Raw genomic sequence first — 19,343 nt, 5'->3', positions numbered from 1 at the left:
GGGAATTCATAGATGGACCGCCATTCGCTGCCGATCGTCACCCATACCCCGCAACCGGCGGCTGCCCTCGACTATCGCAGTCAGAGCCGCCCCTTCCAGCGCAGCGCTCCGGTCCGTCCCCCGCAGGGGGCGCCGAACATCCTGGTCATCATGATCGACGATGTCGGATTCGGTGCATCATCCGCATTCGGCGGTCCTTGCCGGACGCCGACGGCGGAGCGGCTTGCGGAAGAAGGGCTCGGGTACACGAGATTTCACACGACCGCATTGTGTTCCCCGACCCGCGCCGCAATGCTCACCGGCCGGAATCACCATTCCGTAGGCATGGGGGTGATATCCGAAATGGCCAGTGCCGCACCGGGCTACAACGGCACACGGCCCGCGTCAGCGGCGACGGTGGCCCGGATTCTGCAGGGCAACGGATATGCGACGGGCGCGTTCGGCAAAATGCACCAGACGCCCGCCTGGGAGATCACGCCGGTGGGACCGTTCGACCGATGGCCGTGCCGGGAAGGCTTCGACAAGTTCTACGGATTCCTCGGCGCCGAATCCGACCAGTTCAATCCTGTCCTCTACGAGGATTTCACCGTCGTCGAGCCACCTCGCAGCGCCGAAGACGGATACCACCTTTCCGAGGATCTGGTGGACCGCGCCGCCGCGTGGATCGAGGGCGTGAACGCGGTGGACGCCGACAAACCCTGGTTCTGCTATCTACCGTTCGGTGCCTGTCACGCCCCGCTCCAGGTGCCCGACGTGTACCTCGATAAATACCGGGGCGAATTCGATCACGGCTGGGATCGGCAACGTGAGATCACCTTGGAGCGGCAGAAGCGCCTGGGGGTCGTACCGGACGATACGGTGCTGGCACCGTGGGCGCCGGGGCTTCCCCACTGGGATTCGCTGGACGAGAAGCAGCGGAAGGCATCCGCGCGACTGATGGAACTGTACGCCGCCTTTCTCGAACACACCGACGACCAGGTCGGCAGGCTCGTCGACCGGATCGAGGAACTGGGCGCCCTCGACAACACTCTCGTGCTGTACATGCTCGGTGACAACGGTGCGTCGGCCGAAGGTGGTTTGGAAGGGTCGTTCAACTACCTTGCGGGTCTCAACGGGTACGAGAGCACGACCGATGACATCCTCGACCGTTTCGACGAACTGGGCACTCCGACGAGCTATCCGCACTATCCGGCAGCGTGGGCACTGGCACTGGACACGCCCTACCAGTGGGCCAAACAGGTCGCGTCACACTACGGCGGCACCCGCAACGGGTTGATCGTGCGGTGGCCCGCCGGTATTGCCGAGCGCGGCGAGCTACGGCATCAGTGGCACCACTGCGTCGATCTCACGCCCACCATTCTCGAGGCAGCCGGAGTACCGGCGCCGCATACCGTGGACGGTATCGCCCAGATGCCGATGGAAGGTGTGGCGATGAACTACACCTTCAGCGATGCCACAGCCGAAGACAGGCACACCACCCAGTACTTCGAGATCTTCGGCAACCGCGGCATCTATCACGAGGGGTGGACGGCGGTCACCGCGCACCGCGCGCCCTGGCTCATGGCGACCGCGGGCGTGGAACTCCCCGATCTCGACGAGGACCGGTGGGAACTGTACGACACGCGGACCGACTGGTCCCAGGCCCGTGATCTCGCCGCCGAGCACCCGGAGGTCCTGGCGCGGTTGAAGCAGCTCTTTCTGGTCGAGGCCGCCAAGTATCACGTGCTCCCGCTCGACGACCGCACCGCCGGACGGCACACCCGGGGGAACCGCCCCCCGCACCCGTTCGAGGGCCGCACGAGCATCACCCTGTATCCGCATATGCAAGGCCTGGTGGAGAAGGCGGCACCGTCGTTCTTCAACCGATCGTTGCGGCTCACCGCACGGATCGACAGCGACGGTTCGCCGTGCGAAGGCATGCTGGCCGGGATCGGGGGACGATTCGGCGGCTTCGCACTGTATGTACTCGACGCGAAACCGGTGTTCTGCTACAACTTCTGCGGCCGCGAACACACCTTTGTGCGTGCCCCGCAACGCCTTCCGGCAGGGCGGAGCGAGGTAACACTGCACTTCGATTACGACGGCGGCGGAATCGGGAAGGGTGCCACGGTGACGCTGTTCATCGATGGCGTGAAGGCCGCGGAGGAACGTATCGAACGCACCGCACGGGCGATCTTCTCCATGAACGAGCAACTCGATATCGGCGTGGACAGAGGAAGCCCGGTGACGGAGGAGATCGCGCGCAGCGGAAAGTTCTCCTTCACCGGCACGCTGCACGAGGTCCGGATCAACCTGTCGCGGGGCGGCGGTGTCCCCGAGTCCGAACGCCGGAAGGTGGAGTTGACGACGCACTGAACCACACCGTGCGTGCTACCGGAGCCGGGTGGGTGGTCCGCTGCGACCGCTCACCCGGCCGCCGGAAACCCACGGACGCCGTGAACTATGCACAACGTCGAGGAAACCCCAGATGTCTCCGATATCCAGGCACGAACCCGCCCACGTCACGCCCGGCCCACAGGTCACCCGGCCCGCAACCGGCCGGCGGTGGCGGCCGAGCGCACTCCGGGCCGGCACCGATCCCGACCCCCGCTTCAGTCTCGCCAACGAGCGCACCTTCCTCGCTTGGATCCGGACCGCACTCGGTGCCGTCGCTGCGGCGCTTGCACTGCAAGCACTGGCCGGCCGGACCGATGCGGAATCTACCCACCGAGTGACGATCGTGGCGTTGCTCGTCTTCGCCGTCTTACTGACCGCCGTCGCGCTGGCCCGCTGGTTTCGGATCGAAATCGCGATGCGCACCGGCCGGCCGCTGCCGTTACCCGGCGTCGTGCTCCTCATGGCGGTATTCGCTGTCGTCTGCGCAGCGACCGTTGCGGCGCAGACTTTTATATGAAAAGGCGCCGATCGACACCGGGTGAGGACACCACGGTCGATGTCCACGACGATACCGGGTTGCAACCGGAGCGGACCACGCTCGCCTGGGTCCGCACGGCCGCTCTCGCAGTTGCCGTGTGCCTCCTGTTCATCCGCACAGTTCCGGGCCCCGGCGTCCTGGTCGTCGGTGCAGCCGCGGCCGCCGCGTTTCCCGCTCTGGCGATTCTGGCCACGGCTCGACGCAACCACCGGCTGCGAGTGCGCGAGTTCGTCGACGGCCGCGCACCGATACACGTCGTTCCTGCACTCGCTGTGAGCATCGGGGTCGTCCTGCTCGCCTGCGCCGCGGCATCACTACTGTTGACACAGCCTTCGAGTTAGCGACGGGCCTCCACCACCGGGCCCGGGTGTCACCCGAGCGAAGAAGACCTGGCGTCATACTTTCGTCACTGCTTTCGGCCCGCTGATCCAGCGTTCGACGGATAGCGTTGTACACCGAAGGCCGTGGCGGTTGGAAACCATTCTCGCGAACGGCAATATCGGTTGTTGATAAAACGTGCCCGTAATCGAGAAGGTGATGATGGATAGGCGTACATTGCTCCGCGCGTTGGTAGTCGGCGGCGCAGGGGCGCTGAGTGTGGGCGGTTTTCTCTTCACCGAGAACATTATCGGTCCGTACAGGCTCACTGCCCGCGCAATTGCGGATCGGTTCGAGGAGGTCAACGGCACCTTTCGGGGATTCCGGCGAAACCACGCAAAGGGTGTGGCGGTCCGCGGGTATTTCGAAAGCAACGGCACGGGTGCGGAGTTGAGTACGGCGTCGGTGTTCCGGGGCGGGAAATACCGGCTGAGTGGCAGATTTTCGTTGTCCGGCGGAAATCCATATGCCGCCGACGCCGCGGATTCTGTCCGCGGGCTGGGCCTGTGTATTCAGCTTCCCGGCGACAATCAATGGCGCTTGGCGATGATCAACCTGCCCGTATTTCTCGATCCGACACCTCAGGATTTCTACGACAGGATGCTGGCTTTCGCACCCGACGCAGCGACCGGCAAGCCGGACCCCCGAATAATGTCGGACTATCTAGCGACCCACCCTGGAACCGTGGCGGCTATGGCAATTGCGAAAGCCGCGCCTGTTGCTCCGACATTCACGACCACGACCTTCAACGGGCTCAATGCCTTCGAAATGACGAATGCGCACGGAGTGAAGGTTCCGGTCAGATGGAAACTGGTTCCTGAAACGACGACCAAGGCACCGGCCGTCGACCGCGGACCCCACTACCTTTTCGATCGATTGATCGCCGATATCGCGCAGCGGCCGAGGCGTTGGGCGATGGTGATCGTCGTGGGAGTACCGGGCGTGGACCGCACCGATGATGCCACTATTCCATGGCCTGACGGCCGGAAGACCGTGACGGTGGGCACCGTAGTGCTCACCGATATCACCACCGAGACGGCAGACAATGTCCGCGACCTCAACTTCGATCCACTGGTGTTACCCGACGGAATCGCGCCATCGGACGACCCGCTGCTGTCAGCACGTTCCGCAGCGTATGCGGAGTCGTTTCGCCGGCGAACCGGCGAAGCCGGCGGGCGGGGCGCGGTGGAGGCGGGGGGCCGCGCATGAATGCGCCCGGGAATGATCCGGCGGAGTCCGTAGCGCCGGATCGGCCTTTGCGATTCGATGTTGTCACCCGAATTTTGCATTGGGCGATGGCGGTTCTGATCGTCACGATGCTGTTTCTGGGTGCGATGCTGGTGGGCTCGCTCGGCAACTACCACCGTGTGCTGATTCTGCACGAGACAACCGGTATAGCCGTGCTGATACTGGCTGTCGTTCGAATCGGTAACCGGTTGCGGCGGCCGGCACCGCCGATGCTCCCGTCGATCAGTCGCCCGGAACGAATGGTCGCAGCCGTCTCCGAGGTGCTGATGTACGTGCTTTTCGTCGCGCAGCCCGTCGTCGGATGGGCTCTGGTGTCGGCCTCCGGGGCACCGATTCGGTTACTCGGTGGCGTGCACCTCCCTGCCATCACCCCGCACAGCGCTCATCTGTACCACCTCCTGAGGGATCTGCATACACTCCTCGCCTTCGGTCTTCTGGCGGTGTTCACCGCGCATATGTGCGCAGTACTGGCTCATACATTGCTCCTGCGTGACCAGTTGCTGAGCCGGATGACGTTCACGTCGATACGCCGAGAGCGGGGGTAGGGCGAAGCGGGGCGGTCGCGAATTCGGTCAGGCCGGTGTCGAGGGGTGACCTGGGCGGTGAACCCCGGCATCTGCCGGGTCCGGGTGGGGTCGGCGACGATATGCCGGACATCACGGGTGAGCACGGGCTCGGGACCGCCGTACGCGGCGGCGGGGGTCCGGGCGACCTGTCCGATGGTGATCGGCCCGCCCGAACAGATGTTCAACGGTACAAACCGGAAAGGCCGGTTTCGATGGCGGCCGGGAACACGCCCGGACTTGACCTCAATAATGGTTCATGTTCCAGGCTGGTCCGGGAACAGCGAAACGAGGAGGCTCACCGTGCAAGCAGTGCTGGTCAACGAATTCGGCGCCCCGGACGTGCTCGAACTACGGGAAGCCCCCGTACCGGAACCGGGGCCCGGCCAGGTCCTGGTGCAGGTCGCCGCGGCCGATGTGATGTTCCTCGATACCCGGCTGCGGTCGGGCTGGGGCACCGATTTCTTCCCGGTCCAGCCGCCCTACATTCCGGGCGGCGCGATCGGCGGGACCGTGCGCGCGGTCGGTCCCGGTGTCGATACCGGCTGGCTCGGCCGCCGGGTCGCGACCCGTACGGCAGCCAGCGGGATCGGGGGCGGCCTGCCTATCGGCGGATACGCCGAACAGGCGCTCGCGGTGGCCGAAACACTCACCGAGATTCCGGACGGGGTGAGCCTCGACCAGGCCACCGCACTGGTCCACGACGGCCACACCGCGCTCGCTGTCTTCGATCGTGCCACGGTGCGGCCGGGTGATTCCGTGCTGATCACCGCGGCGGCGGGCGGGCTGGGCACCCTGCTGATCCAGCTGGCCCGGCAGGCCGGCGCGCAGGTGATCGCGGCGGCCCGCGGCGCGACGAAACTCGCGCTCACCGAACGTCTCGGCGCGCATACCGGCATCGATTACTCGGAACCGAACTGGACCGACCGCGTTCTTGCCGCCACGGACGGCCAGGCCCCCCGTGTGGTACTCGATGGTGCGGGCGGAAACCTGGGCGACGCCGCACTCGCGGTCGCCGCCGACGGCGGGCGGTTCATCGGATACGGGGCGGCTGCCGGCGAATTCGCCGGGTCGGCCGCGGAGCACGCGCGGCAACGCGGTGTCGAGGTGGTGGGTTTGCACGATCTGACCAACACCGGTGACGATCACCGTGCCGCATCCGCCGCGCGCATCCTCGACGCGGTCGCGACCGGCGCGATCGAGGTGGTGATCGGTCAGACCTACCCGCTGGCCGAGGCCGCCGGGGCGCACGCCGCCATCGAAGCGCGCACCGCCCTCGGCCGCACCCTGCTGCGTATCGGCTGACCGGCCGCCGACACCGAGGTCGCTTCGACGGCCTCGGTGTAGCGGCTCCCAGCTGAGGGTGCGGCCCGGCAGTTCCGGGTCCTCGAGTTCGACCTCCATCTCGGTCGGTTCCGCCGAGGCCTGTTCGAGGGCCTCGGGCCGGAATCGGAACCGGATCTCGGCCCCGGCGCGCCGTTCGCCGAGGACACCGGCCGGGAATCAGTGCCGGATATCCGGCAGCCGTCACGGGATCCGGCCGCACGCACGGGAGTCAGGAAACCGGGCTGCCGGATATCCGGTCGACGGTCCGGCGTGCCCACGCCATGAATTCGTCCACCTCGCCGGCGGAAAGTTCGCGCGCCGATTCACGAGGCCGTTCGAAACTCCGTATCGCTGCCCCGATAAGCGGACGAAACCTCTTCTCAGCAGCGGCGACCGACCGCCCGGCCGCCCGTTTGGAAACCCAGGCACCCGTCCGGCAGTAGTACACCGAACGGCAACCGTTCAGGATCCTGTTGTCCGCGAGATGCCCGGCGCCCGAGGCATGCTCGCGCACCGACGCCGAAACGGCGGCGAGCAGGTCCTTACGCGCGGGCGGACCGAGCGCCTCCCGTATCGGGTGACCGGACAGTGTCCACCCACTCTGGTGCCCGATCGCCCGATCGATCACGTACCAGAAGCCCGGCGCCCCAACGGATTCGAAGTCCACGACGGCAGGCAGCACGGGGCCGGTATTCATATTGAGCAGATACCCCGCCCCCGGCGCACCCGAGGCGGCGAACCCGGCGTCGTACACGACCAGTTCCAGTCCGGCAGCAGGGCAGCGCAATCCGGGGTGTGCCAGCGCATCGGCCAGCTCGTGCGCCAGCCGCGTGGGCGCCGGATCGACAACAACGGTGATATCGATATCGCTGCGTCCGTGCCGGTAGTCACCCAAGGCCAGCGATCCCACCGCCCCGACACTCACCAGCCGGTCCCGGTAGATGGTTCGCGCACGCTGAACCAGTTCGGACAGGTAGCGCCCCACCTCGGCGGGCACGCGCTCGATATCGGAATCCATCACCGCTCGCCCGGCGGGCACCGGCCACCCGCCGAACCGGCACCACCGAACCCGATCGTCATCCCCTCAGGCTAGCCCCGGCCCGCTGGTGGAGCCGGACAGCGCGCCCGAGCGAACTCACCGGCACAGGCCACCACGCACTCGAGCCATATCCCGTTGACACCGTGACTTCAATGGACAGGTGAGGAACCTGATGGATGCTGTACGGCAGCGGGATCCCGCTGCCGTCGAATCGCTGCTGAAGGACGGCGCGTCGCCGGAGGAGACGAACGAGGACGGAACCACACCGCTCTACCAGGCCGCGGTCAGCGGTTGTGCCGATCTGGTCCGCCTGCTGCTGGCGTACGGGGCCGACCCGAACCGGCCCAGCGAGCCCCCTGAAGAAGGCCTGCCCCTGTGCGCCGCTGCCTGCTGGAACCATATCGGCGTCGTTTCCGCGCTACTGGCCGCCGGAGCCGACCCCGACCTGCCCGAACCACCTCATCCGCAGCAGCACGGCCCGGGGACACCGCCGTTGTTGTGGGCGGCGGGCAACGGGCACCTCGAAACGGTGGACTTGTTGCTCGCGGCGGGGGCCGACCCGAATATCGAGGGCACACCGCTGACCCGCGCGGCCCGCCGCGGATGCTACGGAATAGTGCGGTCGCTGCTGGCCCACGGCGCCGAACCCGGCCTCGCCGACCGCGATGGGGACACCGCTGCGACGATCGCTGCCGGCCTGGCGGGCGCCGATCCGGTCGCCGTACTCGCCGAGCAGGCAAGCGGAGACGAGCGCGAATACACGGTAGAGCGCAGACCCGCCGGAGACGGCACCCAACGGATCACTCTGCGCTACGAGAACGCCGACGGGGGTGGCTGGGAGGCGTCGATGCAGAACGGGCACGACGCGATCGCCGCACTGCTCGCAGACACGAACGGTTCCGCGCCGGGCCTTGCCTGAGCGTCGGCGTGACTCCTCCCTCCCGACGCTGCCAGGCGTCCCCGACCACTTGGCCCGAAGTATCGATCCGCAGGCCTGCCGCGGCCCTACAGTGAGAGGGACCACAGTGCACGGGCACGGGCGTGAGCGAGTGGGCCCGGAGGCGGCGGTGGAGCGTCACGACGCACGAGCCACCTCGTGCCGGCGGGACAGGAGCAGGTATGAGCGGGTCACACCAGGTATCGGCGCTGGTGATCGGGGCCGGATTCGGCGGTATCGGGGTGGCCGTCGAATTGCGGCGCCACGGGTTCGACGATATCGCCATCGTGGAGAAAGCCCAGGACCTGGGTGGAGTCTGGCGGGACAACACCTATCCCGGAGCGGCCTGCGATGTGCCGTCACCGCTGTACTCCTACTCGTTCGAGCCGAAGCCGGATTGGCCGCAGCGCTACTCCGGGCAGGCCGCCATCCACGACTACCTGCGCGGGGTCGCGCGCCGGCACGACCTGCTCGATCGCATCGAGTTCGGCGTCGAGGTCACCGAGGCCACGTTCGACGAAAAGACCGGCCGCTGGACCGTCCACACGGCCGACGGCGCCACCCGGACCGCCGATGTGCTGATCTCCGCTGTCGGGCAGCTTTCCCGCCCGCAGCTGCCGGATATTCCCGGCGTGGACAGTTTCACCGGGCAGGCTTTCCATTCGGCGCTGTGGGATCACAGGGTCGATCTCGCCGGTAAACGCATCGCGTGCATCGGCACCGGCGCGAGCGCGATCCAGTATGTACCGCAGATCCAGCCGCAGGCCGAACAGCTCACCCTTTTCCAGCGCACCGCCGCCTGGGTGCTGCCGAAATTCGATACCGACTATTCGCCGGTGCAGCACACACTGTTCGCCCGCATTCCCGGCGTTCTGCTGCTGGAACGTCTCGGCTGGTGGCTGACGGCCGAGATCTCCTCGTTGGGGTTGGTCGAGCTACCGATCATCAGCCGTCTCGTGGCGCGGATGGCACAGCGGAATCTACGCAAGAATGTCGACGATCCGGGATTGCGGGCAAAACTCACCCCCGACTATCCGATCGCCTGTAAACGCACTCTGTTCTCCAGCGATTACTACCCGGCGCTCACCCAGCCGAACGTCGAGGTGAACACCGCCGCAATCACCGAAATCACCCCGGAGGGTGTGCGTACCGCCGACGGCACGCTGCACGCGGCCGATGTGATCATCTACGGCACCGGTTTCAAGGGGACCGAATTCCTGTGGCCGATGCGGATCAGCGGCCGTGCCGGCCGGGAACTGGCCGAGGTGTGGTCGGACGGGGCGCACGCGTATTACGGGGTAACGGTGCCCGATTTCCCGAATTTCTTCATGGTGTACGGGCCCAATACTAACCTCGGGGTGGGGTCGATCATCTCCATGATCGAAACGCAGTCCCGCTATATCCGTCAGGCTGTGCAATTACTCGCCGATAAACCGGGCCATATGCTCGAGGTCCGCGCCGAGACCGAGCGCGCGTTCAACGATGCGTTGCAGAAACGCCTCGAACGCACACCGTGGAACTTCTGCTCCAGTTGGTATCGCAATGCGGCCGGGAAAATCACCAACAACTGGCCGGGTACGGTCACGGGCTACCGGCGCCGGGTACGCAGACTCGAGCCCCGAGACTATCGCCTCACCTCCGCCGCGTAACCCATTGGGTCGCAGCGCCTCACCAGGCGATCCTTTTCACATGTGTGTCTCGTCTCTGGGCACGGCGGGGCCGGCCTGCCAGGCTGGCCCGAGGGTCACGAGGAGGTACCGGTGGTGGGAACACACAGTGAATTCGGATCGGTATTCGACAATGCCGCACGCAATGCGGGATTCGTCCTCGACGAGTCCCAGCGCACCGCCGCCGCCCTGCTCGGCCGCCTCGGCGGCGAATTGGCCGGGCGCCGACGCCTTTTCGGATCGCCGCCGCGTGGCGTCTACCTCTGGGGGCCGGTGGGCCGCGGAAAGAGCTGGCTGGTCGATACTTTCTACGACACCGTGCCCGTGCAGCACAAACGGCGCATCCACTTTCACGAATTCTTCCGCGAGTTCCATTTCCGCTACGCCGCCCACCGCCACGGGCCCCGAGCCGGAGAACGTGCAGTCCGAGACCTGCTCGGCGAGGCCCGGCTGGTCTGTTTCGACGAATTCCATGTGCACGATCCCGGTGACGCCACCATTCTCGCCAAGGTCGTGAACGCCCTGTTCGCACGGCGCATCACATTGGTCGCGACCTCGAACTATCCGCCATCGGGCCTGCTACCGAACCCGCTGTTCCATCATTTGATCGAACCGGTCACGGCCGCGCTCGAAACCGCCCTGGACATCATCGAAGTGGCGGGCCCGCACGATTACCGGCAGAGCGCGCCGGCGCCCGCCACCGGATTCGGTCGCGGCCGCTACCTGTGGCCCGGCGACAACGCCCAGCTCGCGGCTGCCGGACTACGTATCCCGGTGCCGTCCGAACGCCGGAGCGTCGCATTCGGGACACGCAGCGTGAACGCGATGGCGGTACACGGTACGGAGATCTGGTTCGACTTCACGGACCTGTGCGACCGGCCCTACTCCACCATCGACTACCTGCACCTGGCCGACCGGTACCGCCACTGGACACTGTCGGGTCTGCCCGTCCTGGCGACAGCCGACCGTGACGCCGTGCAACGTTTCGCCAACCTGATCGACGTCCTGTGCGACCGGCAGATACCGCTGAACCTGATCGCCGCTGCCCCGCTGCGCGAATGCCTGTCCGGCGACCACCTACCGCCGGATATCCACCGCACGGCCAGCCGCCTGGCCCTGCTGCCGGGCGCCGCGGATACCGCCGCGGCCGCAGGTCGCTCACCGGGATCACGCGGATCCACCCCCCGCACCCCCGGACGGCTGTAAGGTCGGCATCCGCGGCGGGCGCGTCCGTTCCCGGACCTACCCAGCAAAGGGTTTACCCGTGGCGACTCCCGGGGTAACCGGCCCGGAACCCCGTTTTTTGAGAGGAATGTTCTCTTGCGAAAGTTCTTGCGACCGTTTGCTGTAGGCGCTATTGCCGCAACCGCCCTGCTCCCGGTCGCGGCACCCGCGGGTGCCCAGACGGCCGCCGATTTCCAGGACGCCCGCGTCGACGTCGCACCCGGATGCGCCGGCACGGTTCGCAGCCAGGTAGCCGTCACTCCGCTGCCCACCGATATCGCAGGCGTCGGGGTGTCGGTGCTGTTCCGAGCGGACCGCCCGGACCCGTCGTGCACCCTGTCGGCGACGGTGTCCTGGCGCAATACCGCAACCGGTGCCACCGGGTCCGAGGAAGTCGCCGTCTCGTCGGTCCCCGCCCCCGGCGGCTGGTTCCCGACCGACCACGGTTTCCAGCGGGCGCTGGCCGATACCGGCCCGGGCCCGGTGGTCATCACGATGAGTACGAATCCGGGCGAGGTCAGCGTCACGGTCTGACCGGTCGTGGGCCGGGCGGGCACCTGCCGCCCGGCACCCGGCCCATCACGAGCTACGGCGACCGCCCCGCAGCACCTCCCGGAACGGCACATTATGGTCGGATCGCGCTTCCCTGGGCATGCCCAGCACTCGTTCGCTGATCACATTGCGCGCCATTTCGGTGGTGCCGCCGCCGATACAACTCACCTGCCGCATCAGGAACACATCGCCGGCGTCGCCGAACTCCTCGTCCCACACCGCGTCACCCGCCACCTCGAATTCTATGGTCGCCCTCCGTGATTCGGCGATCCCACGGAACAGGCGCCCGATGGCCGCCGACTGGTCGGGGATACGACCGGAGGCCATCCCGGTGGCGAGCCGCCGCTGCAGCGCGGTACCGACGATATCGAGCATCCGATCTTCGCCGATGAGGTCGCGCACGCCCGGTTCGCCGACGGTCCCGGCCCGGCAGGCAATCTCCACCGGCGACCGGTCGGAGATAGCGGGTTTCGCGGGCACCGTGACGTAGGGCGATTCCGCGAGCAATCGTTCGTGCGACATCCAGCCGGTCCCGACCGTCCAGCCGCCGTTCACCTCCCCGATCCGGTCGGAATCCGGTACCCGCACATCGGTGAGGAATTCCTGGCAGAACTCCCGGGCACCGTTGAGCATCTCGATCTGGTGGACCTCGATTCCCGGCTGGTGAATGGGCAGGATGAACACCGTGAGCCCGCGGTGTTTCGGCGCATCCCAGTCGGTGCGGGCCAGGCACAGCGCCCAATCCGAATACCAGGCCCCGGTGGTCCAGATCTTGGCGCCGTTGATCACCCAGTCGTCACCGTCACGCACCGCGGTCGTCACTGCGCCCGCCACATCGGAGCCGCCGGACGGTTCGGAGAGGAACTGCATCCAGATCTCCTCACCCCGCAGCATCGCCGGAATATGCCTGCGCTTCTGCTCGTCGGTCCCGAAGTCCAGCAGCACCGCCGCACACGGCGACAGCGTGGGCACCTGACACCGCGACGGATATTCGAACCCGGCCATTTCCTCGGTGAATGCCCGCTGATGCGCGGCGGTGAGCCCACGGCCGCCGTATTCGGCCGGGATGGCTATACCGGCGAACCCGGCGTCGTAGAGTGTGCGCTGCAAACGCCGGTCATTGCCCACGGCCGCCAACTCCTGCTCCCGCGTCACTTTCCGCAGCCCGGCGACGGCTTCGGGCCGGAACGGGCCCAGGTTGGCTCGTATCCATTCCCGGGCGCGCAGCCGGAAGGTCTCGACGTCCTCGCTCACGCTCTGCTCATCCGGCTCGAACGACGGCCCCGTGTAGGCGTTCTCCGCCGCTGCCTGTCGGCGCGGCGCCCGTAGTCCATCCTGTTCGATCAGCCGGTCGGCAAGACTGCGGCGGTGTTCGGCCGGCGTGCCGTACAGCGTGCGGTTCACGGTGGCGCGGCGCAGGAACAAATGCAGGTCGTGCTCGAAGGTCAACCCGATTCCGCCGTGCAGCTGCACGCAGTCCTGCAACAGCTCCGGCCCGTAATGGCCGATGAACGCCTGCGCGACAGCCACCAGCTCACCCGAATCCGCCCGGCGTTCGCCGACCGCAGCGGCGGCACTGTCGGCGATCGCGTGCGCCGCCTCGAGCCACGATTTCAGATCGGCTATCCGGTGTTTGAGCGCCTGATACGACGCCAGCGGGCGCCCGAACGAATACCTGTCCCCCATCCAGTCCAGCGCCATCTCGAAACCGGTCTGCATCGCGCCGACGGTTTCCGCGCACTGCGCGGCAATCGCGACCTCCGACTGCCACGCCACCTGCTGTGCCGCCATCCCGGGCTGCCCCACCAGCGCGCTCCGCGGAACCCGGACATTGTCGAAGGCAACGGCCGAGAACCGGCGGGTGAGGTCGGGCGAGCGCAGCGGGGTGACGGTGACTCCGCCACTCTCCGCTGGGATCAGGACCTGCGTGGCCCTCCCCTCGCACAAACCGGTGACCAGCAGATATCGAGCTATCCCAGCGGACTCGACGGGCTGCTTGCGACCGTTGAGCACCAGTTCGGCACCGTCCACACGGATATCGAGCTCGACCCCGCACCGCGGCGCCGGCTCGGCATGACACCAGGTCGCAAGGGATTGCCCCGACAGGAGTTCGCCGAGAACCTCCGCGTGCGTTTCACTATCGGACAACGCGGCTGCCACGATATTCGCCGGCACCAGCGGCCCGGGCGCCGCATGCCGCCCGAATTCATAGGCGATCAGCGTCAGATCCTCGACGGGGCGCCCACTGATCGATCCACCACCGGCCTCCTCGCTCACCAGCAGGGACGTCCAGCCCAGATCGGTCCCACTGCGCCAGTAGCCGACCGCGAATCCGTGCTCGTCGTGACGCAACTCGCGAATCTCGTCCCGCCGTGCGCGAGCCGTCAGGAACTTCGCCGTGGTGGAGCGGAAGAACTCCTGGTCATCGGTGGTATCGAAAAGCATGTGGTCGGCTCACTTCGCTAGGGGTCTCGGGAAGCCGGAGCACACGCCGACGGATCAACGCCATGGGTAACATTGCTTCCTGGTTCGGAAATATCACTCTCTTTATTGTAGATTGCACTTCTAATTCGAATACCGCACCGCCCGCCGCTCCGCAATACCCACTATCAACCGCCCTGGTGAGCGCAGTGCCGCAGCACCGGCGCCGCCGGGCCGGCCGCCGCTCCCGAGCCCCCTCCAGCCGAGCAATCCGGAGACGTGCCGTCAGCGGCGTCTTCGCTAGCGCTGCACATTGCGGCTCTGCCATGCCGACCGACCTCACACCGGCTGCCACCAGTAACAACCGGTATCGCTCGGCCGCCGGCTATTCGACGGAAGCGTCCGATGACAAGGCGCGCCGATTCTGTTCGTGGCCGGCCGGCGGCAGCGATCGACCCCCCGGCGCGGTAGGCGATCTCCTCCTGGACTGGTGGGAACCGGTGTCGCGGGGGCGGCCTCACGCAGCAAATCGGCCGGCGTGGCGGCCCGGCGATCAATGCGGCGCGTTGTACCGCCGATCCGGTGGGCTCACGCGACCGGGCCGCCCCGCGAACCAGCAGAGTCAGCGTTTGATCACCAATTCCAGACCCCCACGGAACGGCAGAGTCTGGGTCAGCAGGCCGTGCCGGGGGTCCTCGATGAATTCGAAGGCTTCGCGGTAGCTTTCGGAATGGTTCTCGGTGTTGTCGATCAGGATCAACCCACCGGGCCGGAGCTTCGGTGTGATCAGCTCCAGCGCCGGTCGCGCCATGACCGGCCAGATATCGATCAATGCCAGATCGATGGGCGCTTGCAGGTTTACGAGGGTTTCTCGGAGATCTCCTGCACGCAGGTCGACATAGGCTTCCACTCCGGCTCTGCGGAAGTTTTTCTCGGCGGCCGCGATTTTGCCGGGTTCTTGCTCGGTGCCGATCACCACGCCGGTGCCACCGTCGGATTCGGTGACCAGCCTTACAGCCTGGGCAAGGTAGAGCGTGGAAACCCCGTAGGACGTCCCGACCTCCACGACCCGGCGTGCCCGCAGCGCCAGGCACAGCCGGTGACACAGCAGCGCTTTGTCGTGTTCGAGGGCTATGAGCTTATCGGCGAGGAACTCGTTGGCTGCGGTATCGAGGTCGCTGAGGTCGGCGGCGTTGCCGCGATCGGCGCGATCGGCGAAATACGTGGTGATCCCAGTGACCTGATCCGAGCTTCGCTGGTGCAGCTCGGCGACGAACCGGTCGAGATCAGGGTTCTGCAGGGGGCTGGAGTTCATCGTGGGCCTTTCGGTCGCGCGGTTCGGCACCACCACAGGCGGCGGCACCTCAGTGTCCGAGCGACCCACCTTGATGTCAATAGGTTGTGAACGTCAACAGTCACAGGTAGTGTCCAGCCGGTGTCCGAACCGCTCCCGCCGGGCCGTCGGCGCCGCAGCCCGCGTACCCGCGCCGGACGTGCCACGCTCACCGCCGATTCCATTGCCGCCACCATGCTCGAGCTGGCGGGCCGGCGCGGATTCCGAGCGGTGACGATGCAGGATCTCGCCGGTCACCTCGGTGTCACCGTGCGGGCGCTGTACCGGCACGTCCAGGACCGGGCAGAAGTCGTGGACCGGGCCGTCCAGCTGTGGCTGTCGCAATGGCCCGACCCCGAGCTCGACCCCGCAACCTGGCGGGTGAGCCTGCGGGAGTTCTGCCGGCTGCATCGCAGCATCGCGCGCCGCCATCCCCGCGCGCTGCTGGTTTCGCTGGACGAACAGGTCGGAGATACGCGCGTACCCGCCCAGCGGCTCACCGCCCCCGAGGCATTCCTGCAGTTCCTGACCGATATCGGGGTCGAACTCGACGATGCCCTGCTCGTACACGCGGATGTGATGATCCGGATCTACGGTTTCGTATTGCTCGTCGATCACCGGGCCGACACCGGCGCCCCGGTGGACACGCAATACTCCGCCCCAACGGCCTGGCTCGACCACCACAGCGACCTCGAACTCCCCCTCCATCGCGCGGCGGCCACTATCGGTTTCGACGCCGACAGCCTCTTCGAACACATGATTACCGAGGTGACCCATACGATCGAACGCCTGATCGCTTCGGCTGAACGGGAGACCGGCTGATTCCGGTCGGCGGCAACTGAACCCGCACGGCCCGGAGCCCGCTGCATGTGGCATGCCGTCGCCTGACGAAACCGCCCGCCGCATATCGGCATTCATGGGCTCAACCACCTCCCCCGATGGCGTTACTGGACACTGGCTCGAACGCGCCACGGGGTCGTCCAGGAATAGCTTCTCTCCCAATCGTTCTCGAAGTGAGACGGCCACGACGGCTATGGTGGCGACATCACCAGCGAAGGGAGGGGTGGGCTCGATGCTCGTCATCGCCGACAAGCTCAGATCCGGGGCGGAGAAGCGGGTGGTCTCCTGGCTGCGGAAATGGCAGGACGATTACCGGGTTCCCGGTGTGGCGATTGCGAACTGTTTCGTTTCCGGGCAGGAAGTCGATCTGGTGATCATCACCCCGTACACCACCGTCGTATGCGAGATCAAGGGATTGAATCCAGGGGTCACCAGCGGTGTCCTGCACTGCACCAGCAACAGCCGGTGGAAGGTATCGGGGTTCGAGGGCGACCCGGTCGGTGTACGGCAGAACGACACCACACCCTACGACCAGGTCAGGGACGGCGTTTTCAAGGTGAAGAACGCGGCCGCACGCGCCGGTGGGCCCGCGTTCGTCACCGGTCTGGTGGTCGTGGTCCCGCCGCGCGGGTCGAATCTGCGACTCGACAAGAAGTCGGCGCCGCAGGGTTGCGATGTCCTACTGTGCAATACGCAGAACCCGCTGCGCGCCTGGTTCCATCGCGCCCACCACCGCGCCGCTGTCGTGTGGACTGCGGAACAGGCATACGCCTTGATCGAAGCGCTGGAACACGGTGACAGCACCAGCGTCGCCGGCCTGGCCGCGGAAGGGTTTCCGATGGAAGCGCCATCGCCCCCGGCCGCAACGCCCAGCCCGGCCGCGCCCCCTGCGGAACCGGCAGCACCGGCCACCACGCCGCCGATCGAGGTGGCGCCACTACCCGCAATTCCCACCCGGCCACCGGCTTCCCGGCCCGCGCTGCCGCCGCCGGCACCCCGGCCGGATAGTCCGCGTCCGGCCCCTGCGGAACCCCCGCTACCACTCCCGCGTGAGACCCCGGTTCCGGAACCGGCCGAACCCACCCCGGCTCCGCCGATTCCGGCTGCACCACTGCCGATTCCGGCTGCACCACTACCCCCGGCTCCCACAGCCGTCGACGACCGGCGTCGCCGCCCTGTACAGACCGCCGCGGCATTCGCGGCAATCGGTGTCCTGGCCGCCGGGATCTGGCTGGTGGCCCAGCTCGGTAACGGCCGAACCGAACCACGCGACACCACCGGTCAACACCAGAACAGCGCGGTCACCGAGCAGACCGGTGCGCCGCCACCGGCGCCGCCCGCGCCGAAAACGACACCACCCTCACCCCCGACCGCCTGTTTCCCATTCCAGCCGGACTGCTGACCGTCGTACGACTCGACGAGTAGCCACAGATCGCTCACTTGCCTTCTTGCCGGCGCACCATTTCGGTAATCCAGATCGGCGCGAACGGCGAGGTGCAGTTCGGCGGTGTCGGGTAGTCCTTCAGGACCTCCAGACGCTCACCGATCTCGATGGCGCGGGCGCGGTGCTCGGCGTGGTCGATCCCGATCTGGGCCAGACAGTGGTTCATCGCCCATTGCAGCCGGTCCGGCGCTGTTTTCATCTCCGCCTCGATGGTGTCCAGCAGCCCGCGTAGGTCGAGGCCCTCGGGTTTCTTCGCCACCCGCTCGGTGGTCAGTGCCCAGCCGGCGCTCGCCACCACCGGGTCCGGGTCGGCGAACCAGGCCACCCGTAGTTCCTCGGCGTGCGGGTTCTTCTTCACCACGTAGTTGACCAGCCAGTCCTGGACTTTGGGGGTGCGGGCCTGACGCAACATGGTGTCCGATTCGGCGCGGCCGAACGCCTTCGGGCGGCAGATCAGGAGCGAGAGCAGTCGCGCTGAGCCGTCGGCGGTGGCCCAGAGTTCCCGGGCGAGTTCGTGCCGGGTTTTCAGCTGTTTCGCGAGCGCGCGCAGCTCGGTGAGCTTGACCCCGTGGTCATCGCCGTGTTTCTCGTTCACCGCGCGGATCCTCGGATCCTCGAGCACGGCCAATCGGGCCATCACATCGGCCACGGTTGCCGGGTTCGTCGTCGCCTGGGCCACCTCGATATCCTTCCTGCACGTCCGGGACTCAGCGTACGACGGCCGTGGGCACCCTATTGCTCCCCGGCATCACCTGAACAACTCGCCGAGGCGTAGGGACCGCTGGAGGTCTGTTCGGTCATCACCCGGCCGTCGACCAGGATGCGGCAGGTGATGTCGCCGCCGGCGGGACCGTTGGCGGCGGTCATGGACACTATCCGGTCCCAGCCACTGATGAGTACGTCTTTGCTCCAGGGCAGCGAAACCCCCGTTTCCTGCGCCATACCCTGGTCTCGGCCCAGGTAAGTGACCGCGGCCTCGGAGCCGGTACCGCGCACCTCGTAGGTCACGGTGATCTCATCTCCGGCGTCGTCGTCGCTGTCTTCCGCCGAGATCATGAACCCGGCAGCAGCGAGGAGGACGAGTATCAACACAAACCCCCCGACGATCCATGGCCATCTCACCTTCGCCCGAGGTGGCCGGTATTCCGGCGAAGGCCGGCCGGCGGGTGGGTCCTGCCCCGGCCGGTACCCCTGCGATCCGCCGGCATGCTGCGGCTGATCGCCGGAAGGATAGGACAATGTGCCTCCTCTGCTCGGAACGCGTCCCTGCGCCATCAGGAGGTAGATCACATTTTCATTCCGTGATGTTACACCGCTATTTATCCAGTTCATAGCCGCGACGGTGCACCGACCGGGCCGGCCACCGGCTCACCCACCCGCGCTCCGGGCGATCACGACCCATCTATTCCGGCAGGCCGTGGACCTGCGTGCGTCCGGGTGGGAAGCTCATAGAGGGG

Annotated in this window: 17 protein-coding genes; 12 read left to right on the top strand and 5 right to left on the bottom strand. The window is 66.8% G+C overall.

Annotated elements, in window-relative coordinates:
• Positions 1–12 precede the first annotated feature (12 nt).
• The 6 genes from NS6_RS10250 to NS6_RS10225 all read left to right on the top strand — a co-directional run bounded on the left by NS6_RS10250 (position 13) and on the right by NS6_RS10225 (position 6,408).
• Complete coding sequence (locus NS6_RS10250) at positions 13–2,355, top strand: arylsulfatase (RefSeq protein WP_068039959.1); 2,343 nt, start codon at positions 13–15, stop codon at positions 2,353–2,355.
• Positions 2,356–2,467: 112 nt separating this feature from the next.
• On the top strand, positions 2,468–2,893 hold the full coding sequence (locus tag NS6_RS10245; RefSeq protein WP_068039957.1) for a YidH family protein: 426 nt from the start codon (positions 2,468–2,470) through the stop codon (positions 2,891–2,893).
• Positions 2,890–3,255, top strand: a complete 366-nt coding sequence (locus NS6_RS10240) for a DUF202 domain-containing protein (RefSeq protein WP_068039955.1) — start codon at positions 2,890–2,892, stop codon at positions 3,253–3,255. The genes NS6_RS10245 and NS6_RS10240 overlap by 4 nt, the downstream gene beginning before the upstream one ends.
• A gap of 196 nt (positions 3,256–3,451) precedes the next feature.
• Entirely contained in the window at positions 3,452–4,501 is a 1,050-nt protein-coding gene (locus NS6_RS10235) for a catalase family peroxidase (RefSeq protein ID WP_068040572.1), read from the top strand.
• Complete coding sequence (locus NS6_RS10230; RefSeq protein ID WP_068039954.1) at positions 4,498–5,085, top strand: cytochrome b; 588 nt, start codon at positions 4,498–4,500, stop codon at positions 5,083–5,085. Before NS6_RS10235 ends, NS6_RS10230 begins: the two co-directional genes overlap by 4 nt.
• Before the next feature lie 321 nt (positions 5,086–5,406).
• Positions 5,407–6,408 carry a zinc-binding dehydrogenase gene (locus tag NS6_RS10225; protein WP_068039952.1) on the top strand — a complete coding sequence of 334 codons (1,002 nt, stop codon included), beginning with the start codon at positions 5,407–5,409 and terminating at the stop codon, positions 6,406–6,408.
• Between the two features lie 250 nt (positions 6,409–6,658).
• Here NS6_RS10225 and NS6_RS10220 read toward each other — a convergent pair whose 3' ends face one another.
• A complete protein-coding gene (locus NS6_RS10220) occupies positions 6,659–7,468 on the bottom strand; it encodes a nucleotidyltransferase domain-containing protein (protein ID WP_218024257.1) in 810 nt (269 codons plus the stop codon).
• A gap of 172 nt (positions 7,469–7,640) precedes the next feature.
• On the opposite strand from NS6_RS10220, the gene NS6_RS10215 reads away from it, so the two are divergent.
• The 4 genes from NS6_RS10215 to NS6_RS10200 all read left to right on the top strand — a co-directional run bounded on the left by NS6_RS10215 (position 7,641) and on the right by NS6_RS10200 (position 11,830).
• Positions 7,641–8,387 (top strand): ankyrin repeat domain-containing protein, encoded by a 747-nt coding sequence (locus NS6_RS10215; RefSeq protein ID WP_068039948.1) that lies wholly within the window; start codon positions 7,641–7,643, stop codon positions 8,385–8,387.
• Positions 8,388–8,587: 200 nt separating this feature from the next.
• Positions 8,588–10,054 carry a flavin-containing monooxygenase gene (locus tag NS6_RS10210; RefSeq protein ID WP_068039946.1) on the top strand — a complete coding sequence of 489 codons (1,467 nt, stop codon included), beginning with the start codon at positions 8,588–8,590 and terminating at the stop codon, positions 10,052–10,054.
• A gap of 114 nt (positions 10,055–10,168) precedes the next feature.
• Positions 10,169–11,278 carry a cell division protein ZapE gene (zapE, locus tag NS6_RS10205; protein ID WP_068039944.1) on the top strand — a complete coding sequence of 370 codons (1,110 nt, stop codon included), beginning with the start codon at positions 10,169–10,171 and terminating at the stop codon, positions 11,276–11,278.
• Positions 11,279–11,392: 114 nt separating this feature from the next.
• Positions 11,393–11,830: a hypothetical protein gene (locus tag NS6_RS10200; protein ID WP_084470912.1), complete on the top strand. Its 438-nt coding sequence runs from the start codon at positions 11,393–11,395 to the stop codon at positions 11,828–11,830.
• Positions 11,831–11,875: 45 nt separating this feature from the next.
• Here the strand turns inward: NS6_RS10200 and NS6_RS35755 are convergent, their stop codons facing one another.
• Both NS6_RS35755 and NS6_RS10190 read right to left on the bottom strand, forming a co-directional pair.
• On the bottom strand, positions 11,876–14,293 hold the full coding sequence (locus tag NS6_RS35755) for an acyl-CoA dehydrogenase family protein (protein ID WP_084470911.1): 2,418 nt from the start codon (positions 14,291–14,293) through the stop codon (positions 11,876–11,878).
• A 598-nt stretch (positions 14,294–14,891) separates the two neighbouring features.
• Positions 14,892–15,584, bottom strand: coding sequence for an O-methyltransferase (locus tag NS6_RS10190; RefSeq protein WP_068040567.1), 693 nt, complete (start codon positions 15,582–15,584; stop codon positions 14,892–14,894).
• Positions 15,585–15,704: 120 nt separating this feature from the next.
• Here NS6_RS10190 and NS6_RS10185 point away from each other — a divergent pair, with 120 nt between their 5' ends.
• Together NS6_RS10185 and NS6_RS10180 are read left to right on the top strand one after the other, a co-directional pair.
• Positions 15,705–16,424, top strand: a complete 720-nt coding sequence (locus NS6_RS10185; protein ID WP_068039942.1) for a TetR/AcrR family transcriptional regulator — start codon at positions 15,705–15,707, stop codon at positions 16,422–16,424.
• Positions 16,425–16,674: 250 nt separating this feature from the next.
• Entirely contained in the window at positions 16,675–17,844 is a 1,170-nt protein-coding gene (locus NS6_RS10180; RefSeq protein WP_068039939.1) for a nuclease-related domain-containing protein, read from the top strand.
• Positions 17,845–17,878: 34 nt separating this feature from the next.
• Here the strand turns inward: NS6_RS10180 and NS6_RS10175 are convergent, their stop codons facing one another.
• Together NS6_RS10175 and NS6_RS35175 are read right to left on the bottom strand one after the other, a co-directional pair.
• Positions 17,879–18,523, bottom strand: a complete 645-nt coding sequence (locus NS6_RS10175) for a DNA alkylation repair protein (RefSeq protein ID WP_068040565.1) — start codon at positions 18,521–18,523, stop codon at positions 17,879–17,881.
• A 95-nt stretch (positions 18,524–18,618) separates the two neighbouring features.
• Positions 18,619–18,978, bottom strand: coding sequence for an MmpS family transport accessory protein (locus NS6_RS35175; RefSeq protein WP_168443415.1), 360 nt, complete (start codon positions 18,976–18,978; stop codon positions 18,619–18,621).
• Positions 18,979–19,343: the final 365 nt, after the last annotated feature.

Source organism: Nocardia speluncae NBRC 108251 (assembly GCF_001613245.1).
Classification (GTDB): Bacteria; Actinomycetota; Actinomycetes; order Mycobacteriales; family Mycobacteriaceae; genus Nocardia; species Nocardia speluncae.
The sequence above is the reverse complement of the archived record's forward strand: the minus strand, read 5'-3'. Positions and strand labels throughout refer to the sequence as shown.